Origin of the sequence: Streptomyces sp. NPDC012510 (genome assembly GCF_042955065.1) — a bacterium.
Taxonomy (GTDB): domain Bacteria; phylum Actinomycetota; class Actinomycetes; order Streptomycetales; family Streptomycetaceae; genus Streptomyces.
This window is the reverse complement of record NZ_JBIBEN010000015.1, coordinates 121,666-140,659: the sequence shown is the minus strand read 5'-3', so window position 1 is coordinate 140,659 and position 18,994 is coordinate 121,666. Positions and strand designations below refer to the sequence as shown.

General features: G+C 71.3%; 15 protein-coding genes. 6 read left to right on the top strand and 9 right to left on the bottom strand.

Going from position 1 to position 18,994, the window contains the following annotated elements; all coding sequences use genetic code 11:
* Positions 1-50: 50 nt before the first annotated feature.
* The 6 genes from ACFY9I_RS26790 to ACFY9I_RS26765 form a co-directional block, all read right to left on the bottom strand.
* Positions 51-1,433 carry a hypothetical protein gene (locus ACFY9I_RS26790; protein ID WP_391005874.1) on the bottom strand — a complete coding sequence of 461 codons (1,383 nt, stop codon included), beginning with the start codon at positions 1,431-1,433 and terminating at the stop codon, positions 51-53.
* Positions 1,434-1,563: 130 nt separating this feature from the next.
* Positions 1,564-3,168 carry a citramalate synthase gene (gene cimA, locus ACFY9I_RS26785; RefSeq protein ID WP_391005871.1) on the bottom strand — a complete coding sequence of 535 codons (1,605 nt, stop codon included), beginning with the start codon at positions 3,166-3,168 and terminating at the stop codon, positions 1,564-1,566.
* Between the two features lie 358 nt (positions 3,169-3,526).
* Positions 3,527-3,862 (bottom strand): hypothetical protein, encoded by a 336-nt coding sequence (locus ACFY9I_RS26780; protein ID WP_391005868.1) that lies wholly within the window; start codon positions 3,860-3,862, stop codon positions 3,527-3,529.
* 63 nt (positions 3,863-3,925) lie between these two features.
* Positions 3,926-4,747, bottom strand: a complete 822-nt coding sequence (locus ACFY9I_RS26775) for a GAF domain-containing protein (protein WP_391005865.1) — start codon at positions 4,745-4,747, stop codon at positions 3,926-3,928.
* Positions 4,748-4,884: 137 nt separating this feature from the next.
* A complete protein-coding gene (locus ACFY9I_RS26770; protein WP_391005862.1) occupies positions 4,885-5,973 on the bottom strand; it encodes a branched-chain amino acid aminotransferase in 1,089 nt (362 codons plus the stop codon).
* Positions 5,974-6,227: 254 nt separating this feature from the next.
* Positions 6,228-7,271, bottom strand: coding sequence for a 3-isopropylmalate dehydrogenase (locus tag ACFY9I_RS26765; RefSeq protein WP_391005859.1), 1,044 nt, complete (start codon positions 7,269-7,271; stop codon positions 6,228-6,230).
* Positions 7,272-7,437: 166 nt separating this feature from the next.
* On the opposite strand from ACFY9I_RS26765, the gene ACFY9I_RS26760 reads away from it, so the two are divergent.
* Positions 7,438-9,018: a fibronectin type III domain-containing protein gene (locus tag ACFY9I_RS26760; protein WP_391005856.1), complete on the top strand. Its 1,581-nt coding sequence runs from the start codon at positions 7,438-7,440 to the stop codon at positions 9,016-9,018.
* Between the two features lie 54 nt (positions 9,019-9,072).
* On the opposite strand, the gene ACFY9I_RS26755 is transcribed toward ACFY9I_RS26760, so the two are convergent.
* The 3 genes from ACFY9I_RS26755 to ACFY9I_RS26745 form a co-directional block, all read right to left on the bottom strand.
* Positions 9,073-9,204, bottom strand: coding sequence for a hypothetical protein (locus ACFY9I_RS26755; RefSeq protein ID WP_005479955.1), 132 nt, complete (start codon positions 9,202-9,204; stop codon positions 9,073-9,075).
* A gap of 382 nt (positions 9,205-9,586) precedes the next feature.
* Positions 9,587-11,218 (bottom strand): L-glutamate gamma-semialdehyde dehydrogenase, encoded by a 1,632-nt coding sequence (gene pruA, locus ACFY9I_RS26750; protein ID WP_391005853.1) that lies wholly within the window; start codon positions 11,216-11,218, stop codon positions 9,587-9,589.
* A gap of 250 nt (positions 11,219-11,468) precedes the next feature.
* Entirely contained in the window at positions 11,469-12,395 is a 927-nt protein-coding gene (locus ACFY9I_RS26745; protein ID WP_391005850.1) for a proline dehydrogenase family protein, read from the bottom strand.
* 127 nt (positions 12,396-12,522) lie between these two features.
* Here ACFY9I_RS26745 and ACFY9I_RS26740 point away from each other — a divergent pair, with 127 nt between their 5' ends.
* The 5 genes from ACFY9I_RS26740 (at position 12,523) to ACFY9I_RS26720 (ending at position 18,992) form a co-directional block, all read left to right on the top strand.
* Positions 12,523-13,725: a helix-turn-helix domain-containing protein gene (locus ACFY9I_RS26740; protein WP_391005847.1), complete on the top strand. Its 1,203-nt coding sequence runs from the start codon at positions 12,523-12,525 to the stop codon at positions 13,723-13,725.
* Between the two features lie 158 nt (positions 13,726-13,883).
* Positions 13,884-15,371 (top strand): ABC transporter substrate-binding protein, encoded by a 1,488-nt coding sequence (locus ACFY9I_RS26735; RefSeq protein ID WP_391005845.1) that lies wholly within the window; start codon positions 13,884-13,886, stop codon positions 15,369-15,371.
* 101 nt (positions 15,372-15,472) lie between these two features.
* Positions 15,473-17,299: an ABC transporter permease subunit gene (locus tag ACFY9I_RS26730; protein WP_391006106.1), complete on the top strand. Its 1,827-nt coding sequence runs from the start codon at positions 15,473-15,475 to the stop codon at positions 17,297-17,299.
* Positions 17,296-18,312 carry an oligopeptide/dipeptide ABC transporter ATP-binding protein gene (locus ACFY9I_RS26725; protein WP_391005843.1) on the top strand — a complete coding sequence of 339 codons (1,017 nt, stop codon included), beginning with the start codon at positions 17,296-17,298 and terminating at the stop codon, positions 18,310-18,312. The genes ACFY9I_RS26730 and ACFY9I_RS26725 overlap by 4 nt, the downstream gene beginning before the upstream one ends.
* Positions 18,309-18,992, top strand: a complete 684-nt coding sequence (locus ACFY9I_RS26720; RefSeq protein WP_391005840.1) for an ATP-binding cassette domain-containing protein — start codon at positions 18,309-18,311, stop codon at positions 18,990-18,992. Before ACFY9I_RS26725 ends, ACFY9I_RS26720 begins: the two co-directional genes overlap by 4 nt.
* The last annotated feature ends 2 nt before the right edge of the window (positions 18,993-18,994 follow it).

The window sequence follows — 18,994 nt, the reverse complement described above, 5'->3', positions numbered from 1 at the left end:
CCACGGGCCCGGCGCTGTCCAGCGCCGGGCCCGTGCCCGTGTCCGACCGGTCAGAAGCCGCCGAAGTCCCCGCCACCCCCGAAGTCCCCGCCACCTCCGTAGTCGCCTCCGCCGCCGAAGCCGCCGGTGAAGTCGTCCGTGTTGAAGTCGGCGCCCGAGACGTCGCCGCCCTCGTAGCCGGAGGCCGCGCCGAAGTCGCCGTAACCGGCGCCGTACATGGCCGCGTAGGAGGGGGTGGCCATCATGCTGCCGAGCATGGTGCCGACGAGGAGGCCGGGCAGGATGCCGCCGCCGAAGTACCCGCCCGCCCAGGGGCCGTAGGCCGGGCCTGCGTCCCAGTAGGGGCGGCGGGTGCCGTAGTCCGTCTCCACCTCGCGGATCATCGGGTCCCGGCCGTCGGCGAGGCGGGCCCGGTCGGCGGCGCAGACCGGTATCTCACGGGTGGCGCCGAGCGACGGGGTCCAGGGGACGTCCGCGACGGACGGGCCGTGGCGGGGGTCGAAGAAGCACGGGGCGCGGCGTTCGGGGAGCGGGCGGCCCTCCCTGCGGGCGGCGAGCAGGGCGAGGGAGAAACGTCCGTCCTCCAGGGTCTGGGTGACCGCTCGGACCTCTTCCGGGCGGGTGGTTGCCGCCATGAGGGACTTGGCGTTCTCGTACGCGTCCAGGGCGCGCTCGTAGTCGGCGCGCATCGAGTCGTCCGCGCCCGCCTCGGCGGGGTGGAAGTCCAGACGGTCCAGCTCCTCACCGAACGCCGTGATGTCCTCGTCCACCACGACCGCGAGCTTGGCCAGCGCCTCGCGACGCTCCTCCTCCTTCCTGCGGCGGTTGCGGCGGGCCAGCGCGTACGCGCCCGCGCCGCCCGCCACCACGACCGCGCCCGCCGCCGCCAGGGCGCCCGCGTCCACGCCCTCGTCCCCGCCGCCGCTCCAGCTCGACGGGGCCGTGCCACCGGGGTCGCTGCGCAGGGCGTCGTCGACGAAGTCGTTGAGCTGGGCCTTGGGATCGCCGGCGCCCTGGACCGCCGTGACGAGGTTCGACACGGCCTCCTGGCTGAGGACGCCGCTGTCGGCCCGGGCGTCGAAGCGGTCGCCGAGGCGGACGGCGTACAGGCCGGTGACACCTGTCTCCGTGCGGAGGTTCTGGAAGAGGTTCTGGGTCGGCTGGTCGGCCGGAAGGACCGCCACGAAGATCGGCTCGTCCGCGCCCTCGATCTTGTCGGCGAGGGCTTCGGCGTCCGCCGACGAGAGCTGGTCGGAGGCGGCCGGGTCGACGTAGACGGGGCTCTCGCGCAGCGCCGCCGCCACCGTCGAGAGGTCGGTGGCGGCGTGGGCGCTCGGCGCACCGACCGACAGCACCGCCAGAGCCGCCAGAGCCATCGCGGCGAGCGGCGCCATGAGGAGGCGGAGCAGTCGGGAGAACAGTGCGCCCTTCATACCTTCGAAGCTACCTCTATCGCAACGAAAAGGACGATACGGGCGACAGGGGGACGAAAACTCCCTGAGCGAGCAGGGCCGAGCTCTCAGGGTGTCACTCGGCGTGCCCCTCGACGTGCCCCTCGGCGTGTCACTCCGCCGGTCGCACACCCGCCCGCAGCAGCCCGTACGTGTACGCGTCCTCCAGGGCCTGCCACGACGCGGCGATCACGTTGTCGGCGACGCCCACCGTGGACCACTCCCCCGAGCCGTCCGAGGTGGAGATCAGGACGCGGGTCGTGGAGTTGGTGCCGTGCTTGCCCTCAAGGATGCGGACCTTGTAGTCGACGAGCTCCAGCTTGGCGAGCTGGGGGTAGATCTTCTCCAGGGCGACGCGCAGGGCGCGGTCGAGGGCGTTGACGGGGCCGTTGCCCTCGGCGGTGGCGACGATGCGCTCACTCTTGGCCCACAGCTTGACGGTGGCCTCGTTGGCGTGGCTGCCGTCGGGGCGGTCCTCCACGATGGCCCGCCAGGACTCGGTGCGGAAGTAACGCTGCGGCTTGCCGGCGACCTCGTCGCGCAGCAGGATCTCGAAACTCGCGTCGGCCGCCTCGTAGGTGTAACCCCGTAGCTCGCGTTCCTTGACCCGCTCGACGACCCGGCCGACCAGCTCGCGGTCGCCACCGAGGTCGACGCCCAGCTCCTTACCCTTGAGCTCGATGGAGGCGCGGCCCGCCATGTCGGAGACCAGCATCCGCATGGTGTTGCCGACCTGCTCGGGGTCGATGTGCTGGTACAGGTCCGGGTCGACCTTGATCGCGGAGGCGTGCAGGCCGGCCTTGTGCGCGAAGGCGGAGACACCGACGTACGGCTGGTGCGTGGACGGCGTGAGGTTGACGACCTCGGCGATGGCATGGGAGATACGGGTCATCTCGCGCAGGGCGCCGTCGGGGAGGACCTTCTTGCCGTACTTCAGTTCCAGGGCGGCGACGACGGGGAAGAGGTTGGCGTTGCCGACGCGCTCGCCGTACCCGTTGGCCGTGCACTGCACATGGGTGGCGCCCGCGTCGACGGCGGACAGCGAGTTCGCCACGGCACAGCCCGTGTCGTCCTGGGCGTGGATGCCGAGCCGGGCGCCCGTGTCGGCCAGGACCGTCGAGACCACCGCGTGCACCTGCGCCGGGAGCATCCCGCCGTTGGTGTCGCAGAGGATGACCACGTCGGCGCCGGCCTCCGACGCCGTCCGGACGACGGACTTGGCGTACTCGGGGTTGGCGCGGTAGCCGTCGAAGAAGTGCTCACAGTCGACGAAGACCCGGCGGCCCCGCGAACGGAGGAAGGACACCGTGTCGCGGACCATCTCCAGGTTCTCGTCCAGCGTGGTGCGCAGGGCGAGTTCCACATGCCGGTCGTGGGACTTGGCGACGAGGGTGATGACCGGGGCACCGGAGTCGAGGAGGGCCCTGACCTGCGGGTCCTCGCTCGCCTTGCCGCCCGCGCGGCGGGTCGCGCCGAAGGCGACCAACTGGGCGTGCCGGAAGTCGATCTCCTGCTGCGCGCGGGCGAAGAACTCGGTGTCCCGCGGGTTGGCGCCGGGCCAGCCGCCCTCGATGAAGCCGACGCCGAAGTCGTCCAGGTGCCGAGCGATCGCCAGCTTGTCCGCGACCGTGAGGTTGATGCCCTCGCGCTGGGCGCCGTCGCGCAGGGTGGTGTCGAAGACGTGGAACGAGTCGTCGAGCTCGCTGGTTTCCGTCATGGTCTCAAGGCTCCTGTGTTGGATCTCGGTCTGTACCGGAATGACCGGCTCCACCGTCCTCCCATGATCCCTCGCGCTGCGCTCCCGGCTGGGGGTGGGCCAGAAAAGCGAAAAAACCCCTCGCGGGTGCGAGAGGTCTGCGCGCGGGTCGAGGACGACGGTGTCCGCCCGTACCTGGTCGTACGTGGCGGTCACTGCGGACCGGCGCGCCTGCTGCCAATAATCGTGGCGAACGAGAGCACGGCGGCAGTCTGGCACAACCCGTCGCCGTACTCACCCGCCGTCTCAGGATGCGAACAGCGCGTTGATCGACCGGGTTCGGTCGGGGCGGAGCCGGATCGGCAGCTCCGGTGATGCCTCAGTCGCCACGCCCGGGCGGTGAACCGTCCGTCCCCTCCAGGCGCAAGACCCGTCGCGCGAAGTGCGCGGCCAGGACGAGCGCCGGCACCAGGAGCGCGACCGGAAGCAGACTCCACCAGCCGAACCCGAGGGCGAAGAGACAGACGGTGATGACACCGAACACGAACGATCCGACGACGGTGACACCCAGGTGGGACACATACCGTTCGCGCGGCCGGTCCAGTTCGGCCCGCACACGGCGGTGTGCCTCCTCCAGGGCGGCGCGGTACGCGTACTCATGGGCGACCAGCCGCCGCCATGCCTCGGGGGTGACGCCCTCCATGGACTCGGGCATGAAAGGCTCACGGGGCTGTCTGCGCGGCCACCGCCGGTTCCGCTGCGCCACTGGAAGCCTCCGCTACTTCAGGGCGTAGGACGCCGCGAGAATGTTGGCCAACGACTCCATCAGCGTGACATGCGCGCCGGTGAAGTCCGAGTACTCGGGCGCGTCGACGGAGAGGATGCCCACTTCCTCCGTGCCGTTGATGACGGGTACGGCGATGACCGCCTTGTAGCCGGTCCCGACCGGGATCAGATAGGAGTGCGGCTCGTTCTCGCCGTCGATCCTGAAGGTCTTGCCTCCGCCACCCAGGATCTGGTTCCTCATGTGCGCGGCGCCGACGGGGTCGATGACGCTCCTGGGCGTCCGATGGCCGGGTTGGGTACCTGCCAGCGTGAAATCACCCGTCGCGGCGTCGTACAGGTAGAAGCTGCACCGCGCCCGCGGCACGAAGGTCGGCCCGACCGGCGGGGCGGTGAGGGAGACGGCTGCGGCGAGGACTTCGTCGAGGATCCGCCTGCGCTCGCGGTCGATGTCGGAGACGGTCTGCGCGGGCGTGCCGGCCGGCAGGCGGGCCACGCTCCCGTAGAGCGTGGTCATCTGCCTGAGTCTGTCACTCAGGGGCTGCAGCGTCGTCGTGTACGCGTGGATCAGGTGTGCCTCGGCCTGGGCGGCCCGCAGTTCGGCACGCGCCCTCCCCTTCTCCACCAGGCGTCTCTCGAGGTGGGTGATCAGCACGACGCCGAAGGCACAGACGCCTGCTATGAGGGCCCAGAGCCTCTTGTCGTTCCCCTGGGCGCCGTCCGCCCACACGGAGACAACGGCGACCGCCACACCCAGGACCGCGGAGAACAGGAGGAACAGATAGTGAAGGCCTCGGTCTGCCAGCCATTGCTTCATCCGTAAGCATCGCTCCGCGCTCGTCGACGATCTCCCGGGCAGAATCCCATACTTCGGGTACGAGGCGCCCGAACAGTGCGGCGAACTGGTGCTCCCCGCACTCCGGTTGACGAGTGCGGGGGCCGGTCGATCACGGCTCAGCCCAGTCGGTGCATCCAGCCGTGCTGGTCCTCCACCGTGCCGCGCTGGATGTTCAGCAGGGCCTCGCGCAGTTTGAGGGTGACGGGGCCGGGTTCGCCGCCGGACTGCTGCCAGGCGGCGCCGGTGCGCTTGACCGTGCCGACGGGGGTGATGACGGCGGCGGTGCCGCAGGCGAAGACCTCGGTGAGCGCCCCGCTCTCGGAGTCGGCCTGCCACTGGTCGATGGAGATGCGGCCCTCCTCGGCGGTGTAGCCGAGGTCGGCGGCGACCGTGAGCAGGGAGTCGCGGGTGACTCCCTCCAGGATGGAGCCGGTGAGGGTGGGGGTGACGATGCGGTCGCCGTACACGAAGTACAGGTTCATGCCGCCGAGTTCCTCGACCCACTTGCGCTCGACCGCGTCGAGGTAGCAGACCTGGGCGCAGCCCTCGGCGGCGGCCTCGGCCTGGGCGAGCAGGGATGCGGCGTAGTTGCCGCCGGTCTTGGCGTCGCCCATGCCGCCGGGGACGGCGCGGACGTGGTCCTCGGAGACCCAGATGGAGACGGGCTGCACGCCGCCGGGGAAGTAGGCACCGGCCGGGGAGGCGATGACCAGGAAGAGGTACTCGCCCGCCGGCTTGACGCCCAGTCCGACCTCGGTGGCGATCATGAAGGGGCGCAGATAGAGGGACTCCTCACCGCCGTGGGCCGGGACCCAGGCCTCGTCCTGGCGGACGAGCACGTCGCAGGCCTCGATGAAGGTCTCGACCGGCAGTTCCGGCATGCCCAGGCGGCGCGCGGAGGACTGGAAGCGCCTGGCGTTCTTCTCGGGCCGGAAGGTGGCGACGGACCCGTCGGCCTGGCGGTAGGCCTTCAGCCCCTCGAAGATCTCCTGCGCGTAGTGCAGGACCATGGTGGCCGGGTCCAGGGAGATCGGCGCGTACGGAACGAGCTGACCGTCGTGCCAGCCGCGGCCCTCGGTCCACTTGATGACGACCATGTGGTCGGTGAAGTGGCGTCCGAACCCGGGGTTGGCCAGGATCGCCGCGCGCTCGGCGTCGGAGAGCGGGCTGGCGGAGGGCTTGAGCTCGATCGTGGGCGTCGTCATGAGTGGTTGTCCTTCACCGGTTTGTGTGTGACGGGCCGCGCTCACACCCGCACGGCCAGTGGCCAGTGTGAGGACGTCCGAGCATTCCCTCATTCCGCGGCTCCGCGTTCGATTATCTCAAGAGGCGCGGGCGGAAGAAAACGGCGTGAATGCGGCCCAGGGGATGATGGTGACACCCGGCGGGGACATGCGGAAGCCGCCGGGTGCGAGGTGCGACCCGGCGGCTTCGAAAGAGTTCGAGCGAGCGCGGCGGGTCAGCCGGCTACTCGTACGGCGAGGGCGTCGCCGATCTCGGCCGTCGAACGGGCGGGCTTGCCGACGCGCTCCGCGAGGTCGGCGGAGACGGCCTCCTCGATGCGTGCGGCCTCGGCCTCGTAGCCGAGGTGGCGCAGGAGCAGGGCGACGGACAGGACCGTGGCCGAGGGGTCGGCCTTGCCCTGGCCGGCGATGTCCGGGGCCGAGCCGTGCACGGGCTCGAACATGGACGGGAACTCGCCGGAGGGGTTGATGTTGCCGGAGGCCGCGACGCCGATGCCGCCGGAGACGGCCGCGGCGAGGTCGGTGATGATGTCGCCGAAGAGGTTGTCGGTGACGATCACGTCGAAGCGGGCGGGGTCGGTGACCAGGTAGATCGTCGCCGCGTCGACGTGGATGTAGTCGGTGGCGACCTCGGGGAACTCCTGGGCCACCTTGTTGAAGATGTTCGTCCACAGGTGACCGGCGAAGGTGAGCACGTTGTTCTTGTGGACGAGGGTGAGCTTCCTGCGCGGACGGGCCTGCGCGCGGGCGAACGCGTCACGGACCACACGCTCGACACCGAAGGCCGTGTTCACGGAGACCTCGGTGGCGACCTCGTGCTCGGTGCCCTTGCGGATGGTGCCGCCGTTGCCCGTGTACGGGCCCTCGGTACCCTCGCGGACCACGACGAAGTCGATCTCGGGCTGCCCGGCGAGCGGGGTGGCAACACCCGGGAGCAGCTTCGACGGACGCAGGTTCACGTGGTGGTCGAAGGCGAAGCGGAGCTTGAGCAGGAAGCCGCGCTCCAGGACTCCGGAAGGGACGCTCGGGTCGCCGATCGCGCCCAGCAGGAGCGCGTCGTGCTGCTTCAGCGCGTCGAGGTCGGCGTCGGTGAGGGTCTCACCGGTGGCGTGGTAGCGCTGGGCGCCGAAGTCGTACTCCTTGGTCTCCAGCTTCACATCCTGCGGAAGGACGGCGGAGAGGACCTTGAGCCCCTGGGCCACGACTTCCTGACCGATGCCGTCACCGGGGATCACTGCGAGATTGAGGCTGCGAGACATGACGGCACCGTACTCCTTGTCCCACGGGATGACACGGACCGTCCGCGATATGGACGCGCGAGGGTGGCGTCACGGTCGCGCGAGGGTGACGTCCGCACCGAGCCGTTGACCGGCGTTCACCCGTGCGTTTGCCGGGAGTTGGGGTCTGCTGGGAAGTTGAACAGCCATGGACACCCCGAACCTCGGTATCCCGGAGCCCCTCGCTCGCCGCCTCAGCATGCCGGAACAGTACGAGTACCTGCGAGCGAAGCTCTCCCGGCGCCGCACGCTGACGGCCGCCGGCGCCGTGGCGAGCGGGCTGCTGGCCGGCGGCTGCTCGGGCTCCCAGGACGAGCCGGTGAGGAAGCGGCCGTCCCCGCCGGCGCCCGCGACCGCCACGGGCCGGGTGCACGGCTCGGTCGTCGTCCCCTTCGGCCGCCGGCTCGCCTTCGGCGCCGACCCGAAGACGCAGATGCGGATCTCCTGGCAGGTCCCGTTCGCCGTCCGGAGACCGTACGTCCGGGTCGGGCCGAAACCGTGGGAGCTGAGCCGGAAGATCGAGGCGGAGGTGCGGGATCTGCGCACGCCGTCCCTGTCGAAGAAACTGCCGGCGGTCGAGCAGTACTACGTCCACGCGGCCCTCGACGGCCTCAGGCCCGGCACGACGTACTACTACGGCGTCGGCCACGAGGGCTTCGACCCGGCCGAGCGGCTGGAGACGCTGGGCACCTTCACCACCGCCCCCGCGAAGGCCGGGTCCTTCGTCTTCACCGCCTTCGGCGACCAGGGCGTCAGCTACGACGCCCTCGCCAACGACCAGGTGATCCTCGGCCGGAACCCGGCCTTCCACCTCCACGCGGGCGACATCTGCTACGCCGACACCACCGGCCACGGCGAGGAGGACGACGTCTACGACGCCCGTGTCTGGGACCAGTTCCTCGCCCAGACCGAGTCGGTCGCCAAGTCGGTGCCCTGGATGGTCTCCTACGGCAACCACGACATGGAGGCCTGGTACTCGCCCGACGGCTACGGCGGCCAACTCGCCCGCTGGTCACTGCCGGAGAACGGCTTCGACCCGCGCGGGGCGCCGGGCGTGTACTCGTTCGTCTACGGCAACGTCGGGGTCGTATCGCTGGACGCCAACGACGTGTCGTACGAGATCCCCGCCAACCGCGGTTACACGGACGGCCGGCAGACGAAGTGGCTGGACCGGCGGCTCGGTGAGTTGCGGGCCTCGGAGGCGGTGGACTTCATCGTCGTCTTCTTCCACCACTGCGTGTACTCGACGTCCACCCACGCCTCGGACGGCGGTCTGCGCGACGCCTGGCTGCCGCTCTTCACCGAGCACCAGGTCGACCTCGTCATCAACGGGCACAACCACGTCTACGAGCGCACTGACGCGATCAAGGGCGGCAAGGTGGGCAGGCGGGTGCCGGTGGGCGCGTCGACGGACCCGACGCGGGACGGGACCGTGTACGTCACGGCGGGCGGCGCCGGCAAGGATCTGTACGGGTTCCCGGACGGAGTGGCGGACAGCTACGAGGGACACCTCGAAGACGCTGACGACCTGGAGTCCGTGGAGTCGTACCACTGGACCGAGGAACGCGAGAAGAAGTCCGAGACGGTGGAGTGGTCGCGGGTGCGCTACACCGGGTTCTCGTTCCTGTCGGTCGAGGTGGAGGCGGGCGCGACTCCTCGTATGACGGTCTCGGCACTCGCCCAGACCGGTGCGCGGATCGACCACTTCGAGGTGCGGCGCGGCGCGTGAGCCGTCCGCCCACGGCCGTGCCGCACCCCGGACGGGTGCGGCTCCCGGCTGGTGTCAGTGCCCGGTCGAACCGCCGTTGTCCCGGCGGTCGAGCGCGCGCTGGAGCGCGGCGGCGGCGTTCTTGCGGTCGGACTCGGTTGTCCGGGAAACGTGACGGACTCGGCGGCGGACGGTCGTCTCGGCCATGGGGAATCGACTCCTTCGAGGCATTCCGGAGTACGGAAACGGGGGGTTACGAGACGCCGGATGGGGCGGGGAGCGAGGGCCGCAGGGGTTGCCTGCCTAGGGTCCGGCTCACGACCGCCATTCGCTGGATCGAGCGAGACGTTCGGCTCCTACAAAGCTAAGTGAGCGCGGCGCATCTGTCTCCATAATTAGTCGGACTTCCTACTATCTGAGACGGCGCATGGGGTCACACCGGGCTGACCTGCGCTTTCACGCGCCGGGCGCCCACGCCTCTCAAGGGGCGTGGGGAACTGCGCGGTCCACCACACACCACCCGCACACGCCGACGGCCCCGGCCCCCGAGTTCTCTCGCCAGGGGGCCGGGGCCGTTCCACCGAGGCCGTCAGCCCATGTGCGGGTAGGTGTAGTCCGTCGGCGGCACCAAGGTCTCCTTGATCGCCCGCGTCAACGTCCAGCGCATCAGGTTCTGGGGGGCGCCGGCCTTGTCGTTGGTGCCGGAGGCCCTCCCTCCGCCGAAGGGCTGCTGCCCGACGACCGCGCCGGTGGACTTGTCGTTGATGTAGAAGTTGCCGGCCGCGTAGCGGAGCTTCTCCATCGTGTGGGCCGCCGCCGCGCGGTCACTCGAGATGACCGAACCGGTGAGCGCGTAGGCGGACACCGACTCCATCTGGGTCAGCATCTCGTCGTACGCGTCGTCCTCGTAGACGTGCACGGCGAGGAACGGGCCGAAGTACTCGGTGGTGAAGACCTCGTTCTCCGGGTCGGTGCACTCGACGACCGTCGGGCGGACGAACCAGCCGACCGAGTCGTCATAGGAGCCGCCCGCGACGATCGTGCAGGTGGGGTCGGACTTGGCGCGGTCGATGGCGGCCTTGTTCTTGGCGAAGGAGCGCTCGTCGATGACGGCACCCATGAAGTTCGACAGGTCCGTCACATCGCCCATGGTCAGGTACTCGACCTCGGCGGCGAACTCCTCCCTGAAGCCGGAGTTCCAGATCGACGCCGGAATGTAGGCGCGGGAGGTCGCGCTGCACTTCTGACCCTGGTACTCGAAGGCGCCACGGGTGAGGGCGGTCTTCAGCACGGCGCGGTCGGCGCTCGGGTGGGCGACCACGAAGTCCTTGCCGCCGGTCTCACCGACGAGGCGCGGGTAGGAGCGGTACTTCTCGATGTTGGCGCCGACCGTCTTCCACAGGTACTGGAAGGTCTTGGTCGAGCCGGTGAAGTGGATGCCGGCGAGCTCCGGGTGCTCCAGGGCGACGTTCGACACCTCGATGCCGTCGCCGGTGACGAGGTTGATGACGCCCTTGGGCAGGCCCGCCTCCTCCAGCAGCCGCATCAGCAGCACGGCGGCGTGGGTCTGGGTCGGCGACGGCTTCCAGACGACCACGTTGCCCATGAGCGCGGGAGCGGTGGGCAGATTTCCGGCGATCGCGCTGAAGTTGAAGGGCGTGATCGCGTAGACGAAGCCTTCGAGGGGGCGGTGGTCCAGGCGGTTCCAGACCCCCGGGGCGTTGGCCGGGGGCTGCTCGGCGAGCAGGTCACGGGCGTACTTGACGTTGAAGCGCCAGAAGTCGACCAGCTCGCAGGGACAGTCGATCTCGGCCTGCTGGGCGGTCTTGGACTGGCCGAGCATGGTGGAGGCGGCCAGTGTCTCGCGCCAGGGGCCGGCGAGCAGTTCGGCGGCGCGCAGGATGATCGCGGCGCGGTCGTCGAAGGACATCGCGCGCCAGGCGGGCGCGGCGGCGAGGGCCGCGTCGATGGCGTCCTGGGCGTCCTGGGCGGTGGCGTTGCCGTAGGTGCCGAGGCGGGCCTTGTGGTTGTGCGGCTGCACCACGTCGAAGCGGTCGCCGCCGCCCATCCGCCGCTCGTCGCCGATGGTGCAGGGCAGATCGACCGGGTTCTCGGCCAGCTCCTTGAGCTTGACCTCCAGCCGGGCGCGTTCGGGCGAGCCGGGGGCGTAGCCGTGCACCGGCTCGTTGACGGGGGTGGGGACCTGGGTCACAGCGTCCATGGGTTACCTCTTCCGAGTGGTTCCCGTGCTTCAGCCGGAGGGAGCTGAAGCGGTTGCGTATGGTGAGCAACGGTCAGGGCTTGACCGTCACGAACTCGCCTCGGCGGGCTCGTGAGAAGCCCCCTCGGGGGCGGAGTCACGGGTTCCGTAACTCCTTTCCGCGGAACCGGGTCCGGCTCAGCCGGCCGCGGTGCGGCTGTCGGTCTCCGAACATCTCTCGGAGGCCGACAGCCGCCGCTCATCCAGCACATCACCCCTTGCTGACCATCGAGCGGACGAAAAACCGCAGGTTCGCCGGCTTTTCCGCGAGCCTCCGCATGAAGTAGCCGTACCAGTCGGTGCCGTACGCGGTGTAGACGCGCATCCGGTGCCCCTCGGCGGCGAGCCGCAGGTGTTCGTCGGTGCGGATGCCGTACAGCATCTGGAACTCGTACTCGTCGGGCTTTCGGCCGACGCGGTGCGCGAGCTCCTGGGCGATGGCGATCAGGCGCGGGTCGTGGGAGCCGATCATCGGGTACCCGGCGCCCTCCATCAGAATCCCGAGGACCCGGACGTACGCCTTGTCGATCTCGTGTTTGCGCTGGTAGGCGACCTCGGCGGGCTCCTTGTAGGCGCCCTTGACGAGCCGTACGCGGCTGCCGTTCTCCGCGAGGCGACGGGCGTCGGCCTCGGTGCGGAAGAGGTACGCCTGGATGACACAGCCGGTCTGCGGGAAGTCCCGCCGCAGCTCCTCGTGGATGGCGAACATCGAGTCGAGGGTGGTGTGGTCCTCGGCGTCGAGGGTGACCGTCGTACCGATGGCGGCGGCGGCCTCGACGACCGCGCGGACGTTGGCGAGGGCGAGTTCGTGGCCGCCCTCCAGTGCCTGCCCGAACATGGACAGCTTGACGGACATCTCGGCCCTGGTGCCGAGGTCCAGTTCCTTCAACCGGTCGACGAGGGCCAGATAGGCGTCGCGGGCGGCTTCCGCCTGCTGGGGGTTGGTGATGTCCTCGCCGACCACGTCCATCGTCAGTTCCAGCCCCTGGGCGGTCAGGTCCCGGATGATCGGCACGATGTCGTCGACCGTATCTCCGGGGATGAAGCGGTCGACGACCTGCTTGGTCACGGGCGCCGCCGAGATCAGGCGTCGCATCCGGTCGCTGCGCGACGCGGCGAGAATCACGGGACCCAGCACGGGGCACCTCCACAGACCAGCAGATAGAACCACCGTGAAACCTAAGGATCCTCCCGTTCGCCGACCATCGACAGCTGTCACGCATCCGTGCCGCGGATCTCAGACAGATGTATGAAGGTCTTCGAAAATGCGGGAGAATGCCCGGGTGACACCGGAAGCCGCATCGTTCCACCACATGGGTGACTACCAGGAGCTCGTCGACGAGATCTCGGCGCTGCTCGGCGCCCCGGCGACGCTGGAGAACCGCGACTTCGAGCTGATCGCGTTCGGCGCGTACGACAGCGAGGGCGAGCTCGACCCCTCGGCCCTGGACCCGGTCCGCACCCGCTCGATCCTGGCCCGCCGCTCCACGACGGCCGTACGGGAGTGGTTCGAGGGCTTCGGCATCACCCGGGCGACGGCCCCGGTCAGGATCCCACCCACGCCCGAGGCGGGGGTCCTGCGCGGCCGTGTCTGCCTGCCGGTACGCCATCGGGGTGTCGTCCTCGGTTATGTCTGGCTGCTGGACGGCGACCCGGGTCCGACCGACGGCCAGCTGTCCGCCGCCATGGCGGTCACCTCCCGCATCGGCGCCCTCCTCGCGGACGAGGCGCAGGCCGGCGCGGACCTCACCCGGGAGCTGCGCGCGGTCCTGACCGCCGAGCGCGACTGGGAGCGCGACATGGCGGTCGCGGAGCTGCGCACGGCTCTCGGCCCGCGCGGCGACGGCGTCCACACACTGGTGTGCGTGGCCCCCTGGCCGTCCGCCGACCCGGACGACGCGCCGTCCTTCCGTACGGTGCCGGGGGCGACCGCGCTGTGCACGGTGCCGTGGGGCACGGCCGGCCAGGGCCTGGCCCTGCTGGTCCGGCTCCGCTCGGCGGACGTCGCGACCCCGGCGCTCACTGCCGCCGCCCGCCTGCTGGAGCGCGCGGGCTCACACGCGGCGGCGGGGGTGGCCGACGCCCGCACCGGCCTGGCCGAACTGGGAACGGCCTGGCGCGAGGCCTCGGCGGCGGCCCGTGCGGCGCTGGCGGAGCCCCGCTTCGGACCGGTGGCCCAGTGGCGCTCCATCGGCCCGTACCGCCTCCTGACCGCGCTCCCCCGCGACACCCCCCAGGACCCCTCCGTCCGCTCGCTCCTCACCCCCGCCCACCGCGAACTCGCCCACACCGCCGAGGCCTTCCTCGACCACGCGGGCCAGGCCGGCCGTACCGCCGCCGAGTTGGGCATCCACCGGCAGACCCTCTACTACCGGCTGTCCCGCGTCGAACAGCTCACGGGCCTGCGTCTGACCGACGGGGAGGATCGGCTTCTGCTGCACATGGCGCTGAAGGGGGCACGCCTCTGACGCGGCCTCTCTCCTGCCGGTGGGACTGTCGAGTGGCCCGTCGCGGTGGCGCCGAGGTGCCTGCAGGTGGCGCAAATCGCACTTCTGAAAATGATTGTCATCGTGCTACGGTCGGTGCGCGTTCAACCTTTGACCACCCCTTTACTCGGAGTGTCACCGTGCGTCTCCCGGCCCGTTTCGTCCCTCTCACCGCGGTCACCGCGGCCTCCGCCCTGCTCACGGGCTGTTTCGCGTCGACGGGAGCCGAGGAGACCGGGAGCGAGGGCAAGCGGATTCGGATCGCGATGATGCTGCCGCCCCGCTCGGGCCTGTCGCCGCTGTCGGACGACGCCTTCAAGCTGTCGCGCTGGTCGACCGCCGAGACCCTGGTGAAGCTGAACGCGGAGGGCGACGCGCGGCCCGCGCTGGCCACCGACTGGAAGCAGTCGGGCAAGACGTGGACGTTCACGATCCGGGACGGCGTGACCTTCCACGACGGGACGGAGCTGACCGCCGAGGCCGTGGCCCGCTCCCTCACCGAAGCGGCCTCCGCCGCACCCAAACCCCGCATCCTGGACGGTGTGGAGCTCACCGCGAAGGCCGACGGCGACGCCGTCACCGTCACCACGGGCACCGAGGACCCGCTCGTCCCCCACCGCCTCAGCTCGCCACAGCTGTCGATCCTCGCGGCCAAGGCGTACGAAGGGAAGACGGTGAACCCGGTCGGCGCCGGCACCGGCCCCTTCGAGCTGACCAAGGTGAACGGCACCGCCTCCGCCGCCCTCGACCGCTACGACGACTACTGGGGCCGCAAGGCCAAAGCCCCCGGCATCGATGTGAGGTTCGTGCCGGACGGCACCGCCCGCGCGGCCTCCCTGCGCACCGGCGAGGCCGACATCGTCGAGGCGATCCCGGTGTCGCAGGCCGCCGTGCTCGACCAGGACCTGATCACCGAGGTCCCGATGCCGCGCACCAACACCCTGTACCTGAACACCGAGAACGGCCTCTTCAAGGACGCCTCGCTGCGTGCCGCCGCCCGGGAGGCCATCGACGCCGAGTCGATCGTCAAGGGCGTGTACGAGGGACGCGCGGATGTAGCCGAGGGGCTCCTCGGGCCGGCGCTGCCCTGGGCCGCCGAGCTGCGGTCGCCGGTGAAGCACGCCAAGGCCGCCGACCCGGACGGCCGGACCGTCACCATCGGTACCTTCACCGACCGAGCCGAACTGCCCGAGGTCGCGGCCACGCTGCAACAGCAGTTGCAGAAGGCCGGGTTCAAGGTGAAGCTCGACGTGCGCGAGTACGCCAACATCGAGTCCGACGCGCTGGCGGGCGAGTTCGACGCGTTCATCCTCTCCCGGGCGACCGTCCTCGACTCCGGCGACCCGGCCGCCTACCTCTACAGCGACTTCGCCTCCACGGGTTCCTTCAATCTCTCCCAGCTCGCCGACAAGACCGTCGACACCGCCCTGGTCAAGGCCTCCGACACCGCCGCCGGAGACGCCCGCCGCCAGGCCGTCATCGACGCCGAGGCCGCCGTCCTGTCCACCGACGCGGCCGTGCCGATGCTCCACGAGCGCGTCATCCAGGGCGACGCGGCGGGCGTCGTGGACGCGGCGCACGACCCGCGCGAGCGGGAGCTGGTCACGGCGGACACCTACGTCAAGTGAGCACATCCGCAGGGAAGCCGGCCGCCCCGACGCGGGCGGGAGGCGCCGCGAGGAGCGCCTGGAGAAGGGTCGGCCCCGCCGGGGCGACCCGTCTCCTCTGTCTGATCGCCGTCCTGGCCGTCGTCGGTCTGCTGCCGTGGCTGTCCGGCCGCGACCCCGCGCTGACCGTGCTGCGCGCCCGGTCGGCCGAGCAGGAGGCGACGCCCGAAGCCCTGGCGGCCATCCGCGCGGATCTGGGCCTGGGCGCGGGCCCCCTCTCCCTGCTGGGGGACTGGGCCTCCGGGTTGCTGCGCGGCGACCTCGGCACCTCCTGGGTGTCGGGCACGGACGTCCTGCCGTCCGTGATCTCCGGCCTCCAGGTCTCCCTCGGCCTGATGGGCGCGGCCTTCGCCGTCGCGCTGCTGCTGGCCTGCGCGCTGGTCGCTCCCGTGCTCGTACGGGGCCGGGGATCGGCCGGCGCGTTCGCCTCGATGCTCGCCGCGGTGCCCGAGTTCCTGCTGGCCACAGTCGTGCTGCTGGTGTGCGGGGTGTGGCTGGGCTGGCTGCCGACGGCGGGCTGGGCGGGTCCCGAGTACCTGGTGCTGCCCGCGATCGCCCTCGGCCTCCCGGCCGGCGGTCTGCTGGGCCGCCTGGTCGCGGACGCACTGCCCGCCGTGCTGGACGAGCGCTGGGTGGAGCTGTGGCGCGGAGCGGGCGTGAGCCGGGCCCGTGTCTCGGCGGCCGCCCTGCGCCGCGTACTGCCGCCCCTGATACCGCAGTTCGGCATGGTCGCCGTCGGCCTGACGGGCGGCGCGGTCGCCGTGGAGACGGTGTTCGCGGTGCCCGGCATCGGCCGTACGGCACTGGGCGCGGCCAAGTCCCAGGACCTCCCCCTCCTCCAGGGCTCGGTCCTCGCCCTCCTCGCCCTGGGCCTGGTGGCCGGCGCCCTGGCCGCACTCGCCCGGCGCCGGCTCCTTGGTCCGGCGCTGCGCGACGCGGGCCTCACCCTCCCGTCGGCCCGCCCGGTCCGCGCCCACCCCGCGATACCGCTGGCCCTGGCCACCGTGCTCCTGGTCACCATCGGCTGGGGCCTGCTGCGCGACCCGTACGCCGTGGACACCACCGCCCGTCTCCTCCCGCCGTCCTGGGCGCACCCGCTCGGCACGGACGGGCTCGGCCGTGACGTGCTGGCCCGCCTCGGCCACGGCGCGTCCACCACGGTCGGCACCGCGGCGGCGGTCTGCGTCCTGAGCCTCCTCGCCTCCCTGGCACTCGGCTTCCTGCCGGGCGTGGCGTCGGGCGCGGCGGACATCGCCAACGCGCTGCCCCCGGTGATCGTCGGCATCCTCGTCGCCGCGGCGGCCGGCCCCGGCACGGGCGGCGCGGCCCTCGCCGTGTCGCTGATCTCCTGGCCCGCCCTGTCCGCCCACGCGGCGGCGCTGGTCCAGGAGGTCCGCGCGTCCACGTTCCTCATCGCCCAGCGGGCCATCGGGGCGAGCCCCTGGTGGATCCTCACCCGGCACGTCCTGCCGTCCGTCGCCGCCCCGGTCACCCGCCACGCCGCCCTGCGCCTCCCAGGCATCGCCCTGGCCCTCGCCTCCCTCGGTTTCCTGGGCCTCGGCGCCCAACCGCCCACCCCCGAGTGGGGGTTGCTCCTCGACGAGTCCCGCGCCTACGTGGAACGCGCCCCGTGGGCGGCCCTGGCCCCGGCGGTCGCCCTGGCCCTGCTGGCCGGGCTGGCGGTGTCGGGGGCGGCCTACGCGCAGGGACGGGGCGGCCGGAGGACCGGCGGGGCGCGCGCGAAGAACGGGTCCGAGCCGAGGACCGGCTCCGAGTCGAAGAACGGCCGCTTCCATCTGCGGACCGGCCGGTCCCAACCGAAGTCCGGCGAGCCCGCCGCCGAGGCCGGCGGGCCACACGAGGACCGTGACGAAGGAGGCTCCCGTTGACGTCTGACGACGTACTGCTCTCGGTGCGCGGGCTGCGGATCGCGTTCGACGGGGTGGAGGCCGTCCGGGGTCTGTCCTTCGACCTCCGCCCGCGTGAGGTGCTCGCGCTGGTCGGGGAGTCTGGCGCGGGCAAGTCCCTCACGGCCCGGGCGCTGCTCGGGATGGTGCCCAAGGGTGCGACGACGAGTGGCACCGTGAGGCTGCGCGGGGAGACGGACCTCGTCGCGCAGCGGGGCCGCCGGATCGCCCTGGTGCCCCAGGACGCCCTCTCCGCCCTGTCTCCCGTGCACCCCGTGGGCGACCAGCTCGCCGCCGCCGTGCGGTCGGTGAAGGGTGTCTCGCGCAGGGAGGCACGTGCGCGAGCTACCGCCGCGCTCGACCGGGTGGGGATCCCCGACGCCGTACGGAGGGCGCGGGCGTATCCGCACGAGTACTCCGGTGGTATGCGCCAGCGAGCCGTGATCGCCATGGCGACGATCAACGAACCGGACGTCGTCGTCGCCGACGAACCCACGACCGCCCTCGACGCGGAGTTCCAGGAACAGGTGCTCCGGGTCCTCGGTGAGCAGCGCGAGGCGGTCGGCGCCGCGCTCGTTCTGGTCACCCACGATCTGGGCGTGGTCCGGGAGCACGCCGACCACGTGCTCGTCATGTACGCCGGGCGTCAGGTGGAACGGGGCACGGCGAAAGCGGTGCTGGGGCGGCCCAGGGCGCCGTACACGGCCGGGCTGCTGGCCTCGTTGCCACCGGATGCCGCCGACGCCTCCGCTCCCCTCTCCCCTGGTCCGGCCACTCGTCGCCGTCGGCTGCCCTCCATCCCCGGATCGCCGCCCACCCTCGACGCCCTCCCGGCCGGCTGCGCCTTCGCGCCCCGCTGTCCGCTCGCCGAGGACCGCTGCCGCCAGGAGGCGCCGCAGTCGTGGGCGGCGGCCGACGGGCATGAGGTCTCCTGTCACCGCCGGGACGAAGTCCCCCACCCCGCAACCGAGTTGTTCCTGGAGCAGCCCGCATGAACCGGCGCGAGGCCGTACTCGACGTGCGTGATCTGGTCGTGCGCTACGGCACGGTCACCGCGGTCGACCGTGTGTCCTTCACGGTGGACGCGGGCGAGACCCTGGCCTTGAACGGCCCGTCCGGCTGCGGCAAGTCCTCCACGGTCGCCGCCGTGCTCCAACTGCGCCGCCCGGACGGGGGCGAAGTCCGTTTCGAGGGGCAGGAGTTGACGACGCTCACCGAACGCGAGCTGCGCCCGCTCCGCCCCCGCATCCAGCCGGTCTTCCAGGACCCCTACGGCTCGCTCAGCCCGCGCCACCGCATCCGGGACGCGGTCGCGGAACCCCTCCACGTCCAGGGCCGCTGGGACGCGACAGGACCCGACCGGGTCGCCGAACTCCTCGACCGCGTCGGCCTGGACCCGGCCTACGGCGACCGCTTCCCCCATGAGCTGTCCGGCGGACAGTGCCAACGCGCCGGCATCGCACGCGCTCTGGCGTCGGAGCCCCGTCTGCTGGTCCTCGACGAGCCGGTGTCCGCACTCGACCCGTCCATCCGGGCCGGAGTCCTCAACCTGCTCGCCGACCTCCAGGACGACCTGAACCTGGCCTACCTCTTCATCTGCCACGACCGCGCCCTCGTACGCCACTTCGCGGACCGCTCGATCGAGATGCGCGCAGGCAGACTCGTACCGGCCTAGGG

Bases quoted from the DNA above. Each gene is read 5' to 3' on its own strand.
- ACFY9I_RS26790 (WP_391005874.1), bottom strand. From the start codon at position 1,433: ATGAAGGGCGCACTGTTCTCCCGACTGCTCCGCCTCCTCATGGCGCCG.
- cimA (WP_391005871.1), bottom strand. From the start codon at position 3,168: ATGACGGAAACCAGCGAGCTCGACGACTCGTTCCACGTCTTCGACACC.
- ACFY9I_RS26780 (WP_391005868.1), bottom strand. From the start codon at position 3,862: ATGCCCGAGTCCATGGAGGGCGTCACCCCCGAGGCATGGCGGCGGCTG.
- ACFY9I_RS26775 (WP_391005865.1), bottom strand. From the start codon at position 4,747: ATGAAGCAATGGCTGGCAGACCGAGGCCTTCACTATCTGTTCCTCCTG.
- ACFY9I_RS26770 (WP_391005862.1), bottom strand. From the start codon at position 5,973: ATGACGACGCCCACGATCGAGCTCAAGCCCTCCGCCAGCCCGCTCTCC.
- ACFY9I_RS26765 (WP_391005859.1), bottom strand. From the start codon at position 7,271: ATGTCTCGCAGCCTCAATCTCGCAGTGATCCCCGGTGACGGCATCGGT.
- ACFY9I_RS26760 (WP_391005856.1), top strand. From the start codon at position 7,438: ATGGACACCCCGAACCTCGGTATCCCGGAGCCCCTCGCTCGCCGCCTC.
- ACFY9I_RS26755 (WP_005479955.1), bottom strand. From the start codon at position 9,204: ATGGCCGAGACGACCGTCCGCCGCCGAGTCCGTCACGTTTCCCGGACA.
- pruA (WP_391005853.1), bottom strand. From the start codon at position 11,218: ATGGACGCTGTGACCCAGGTCCCCACCCCCGTCAACGAGCCGGTGCAC.
- ACFY9I_RS26740 (WP_391005847.1), top strand. From the start codon at position 12,523: ATGCGGGAGAATGCCCGGGTGACACCGGAAGCCGCATCGTTCCACCAC.
- ACFY9I_RS26720 (WP_391005840.1), top strand. From the start codon at position 18,309: ATGAACCGGCGCGAGGCCGTACTCGACGTGCGTGATCTGGTCGTGCGC.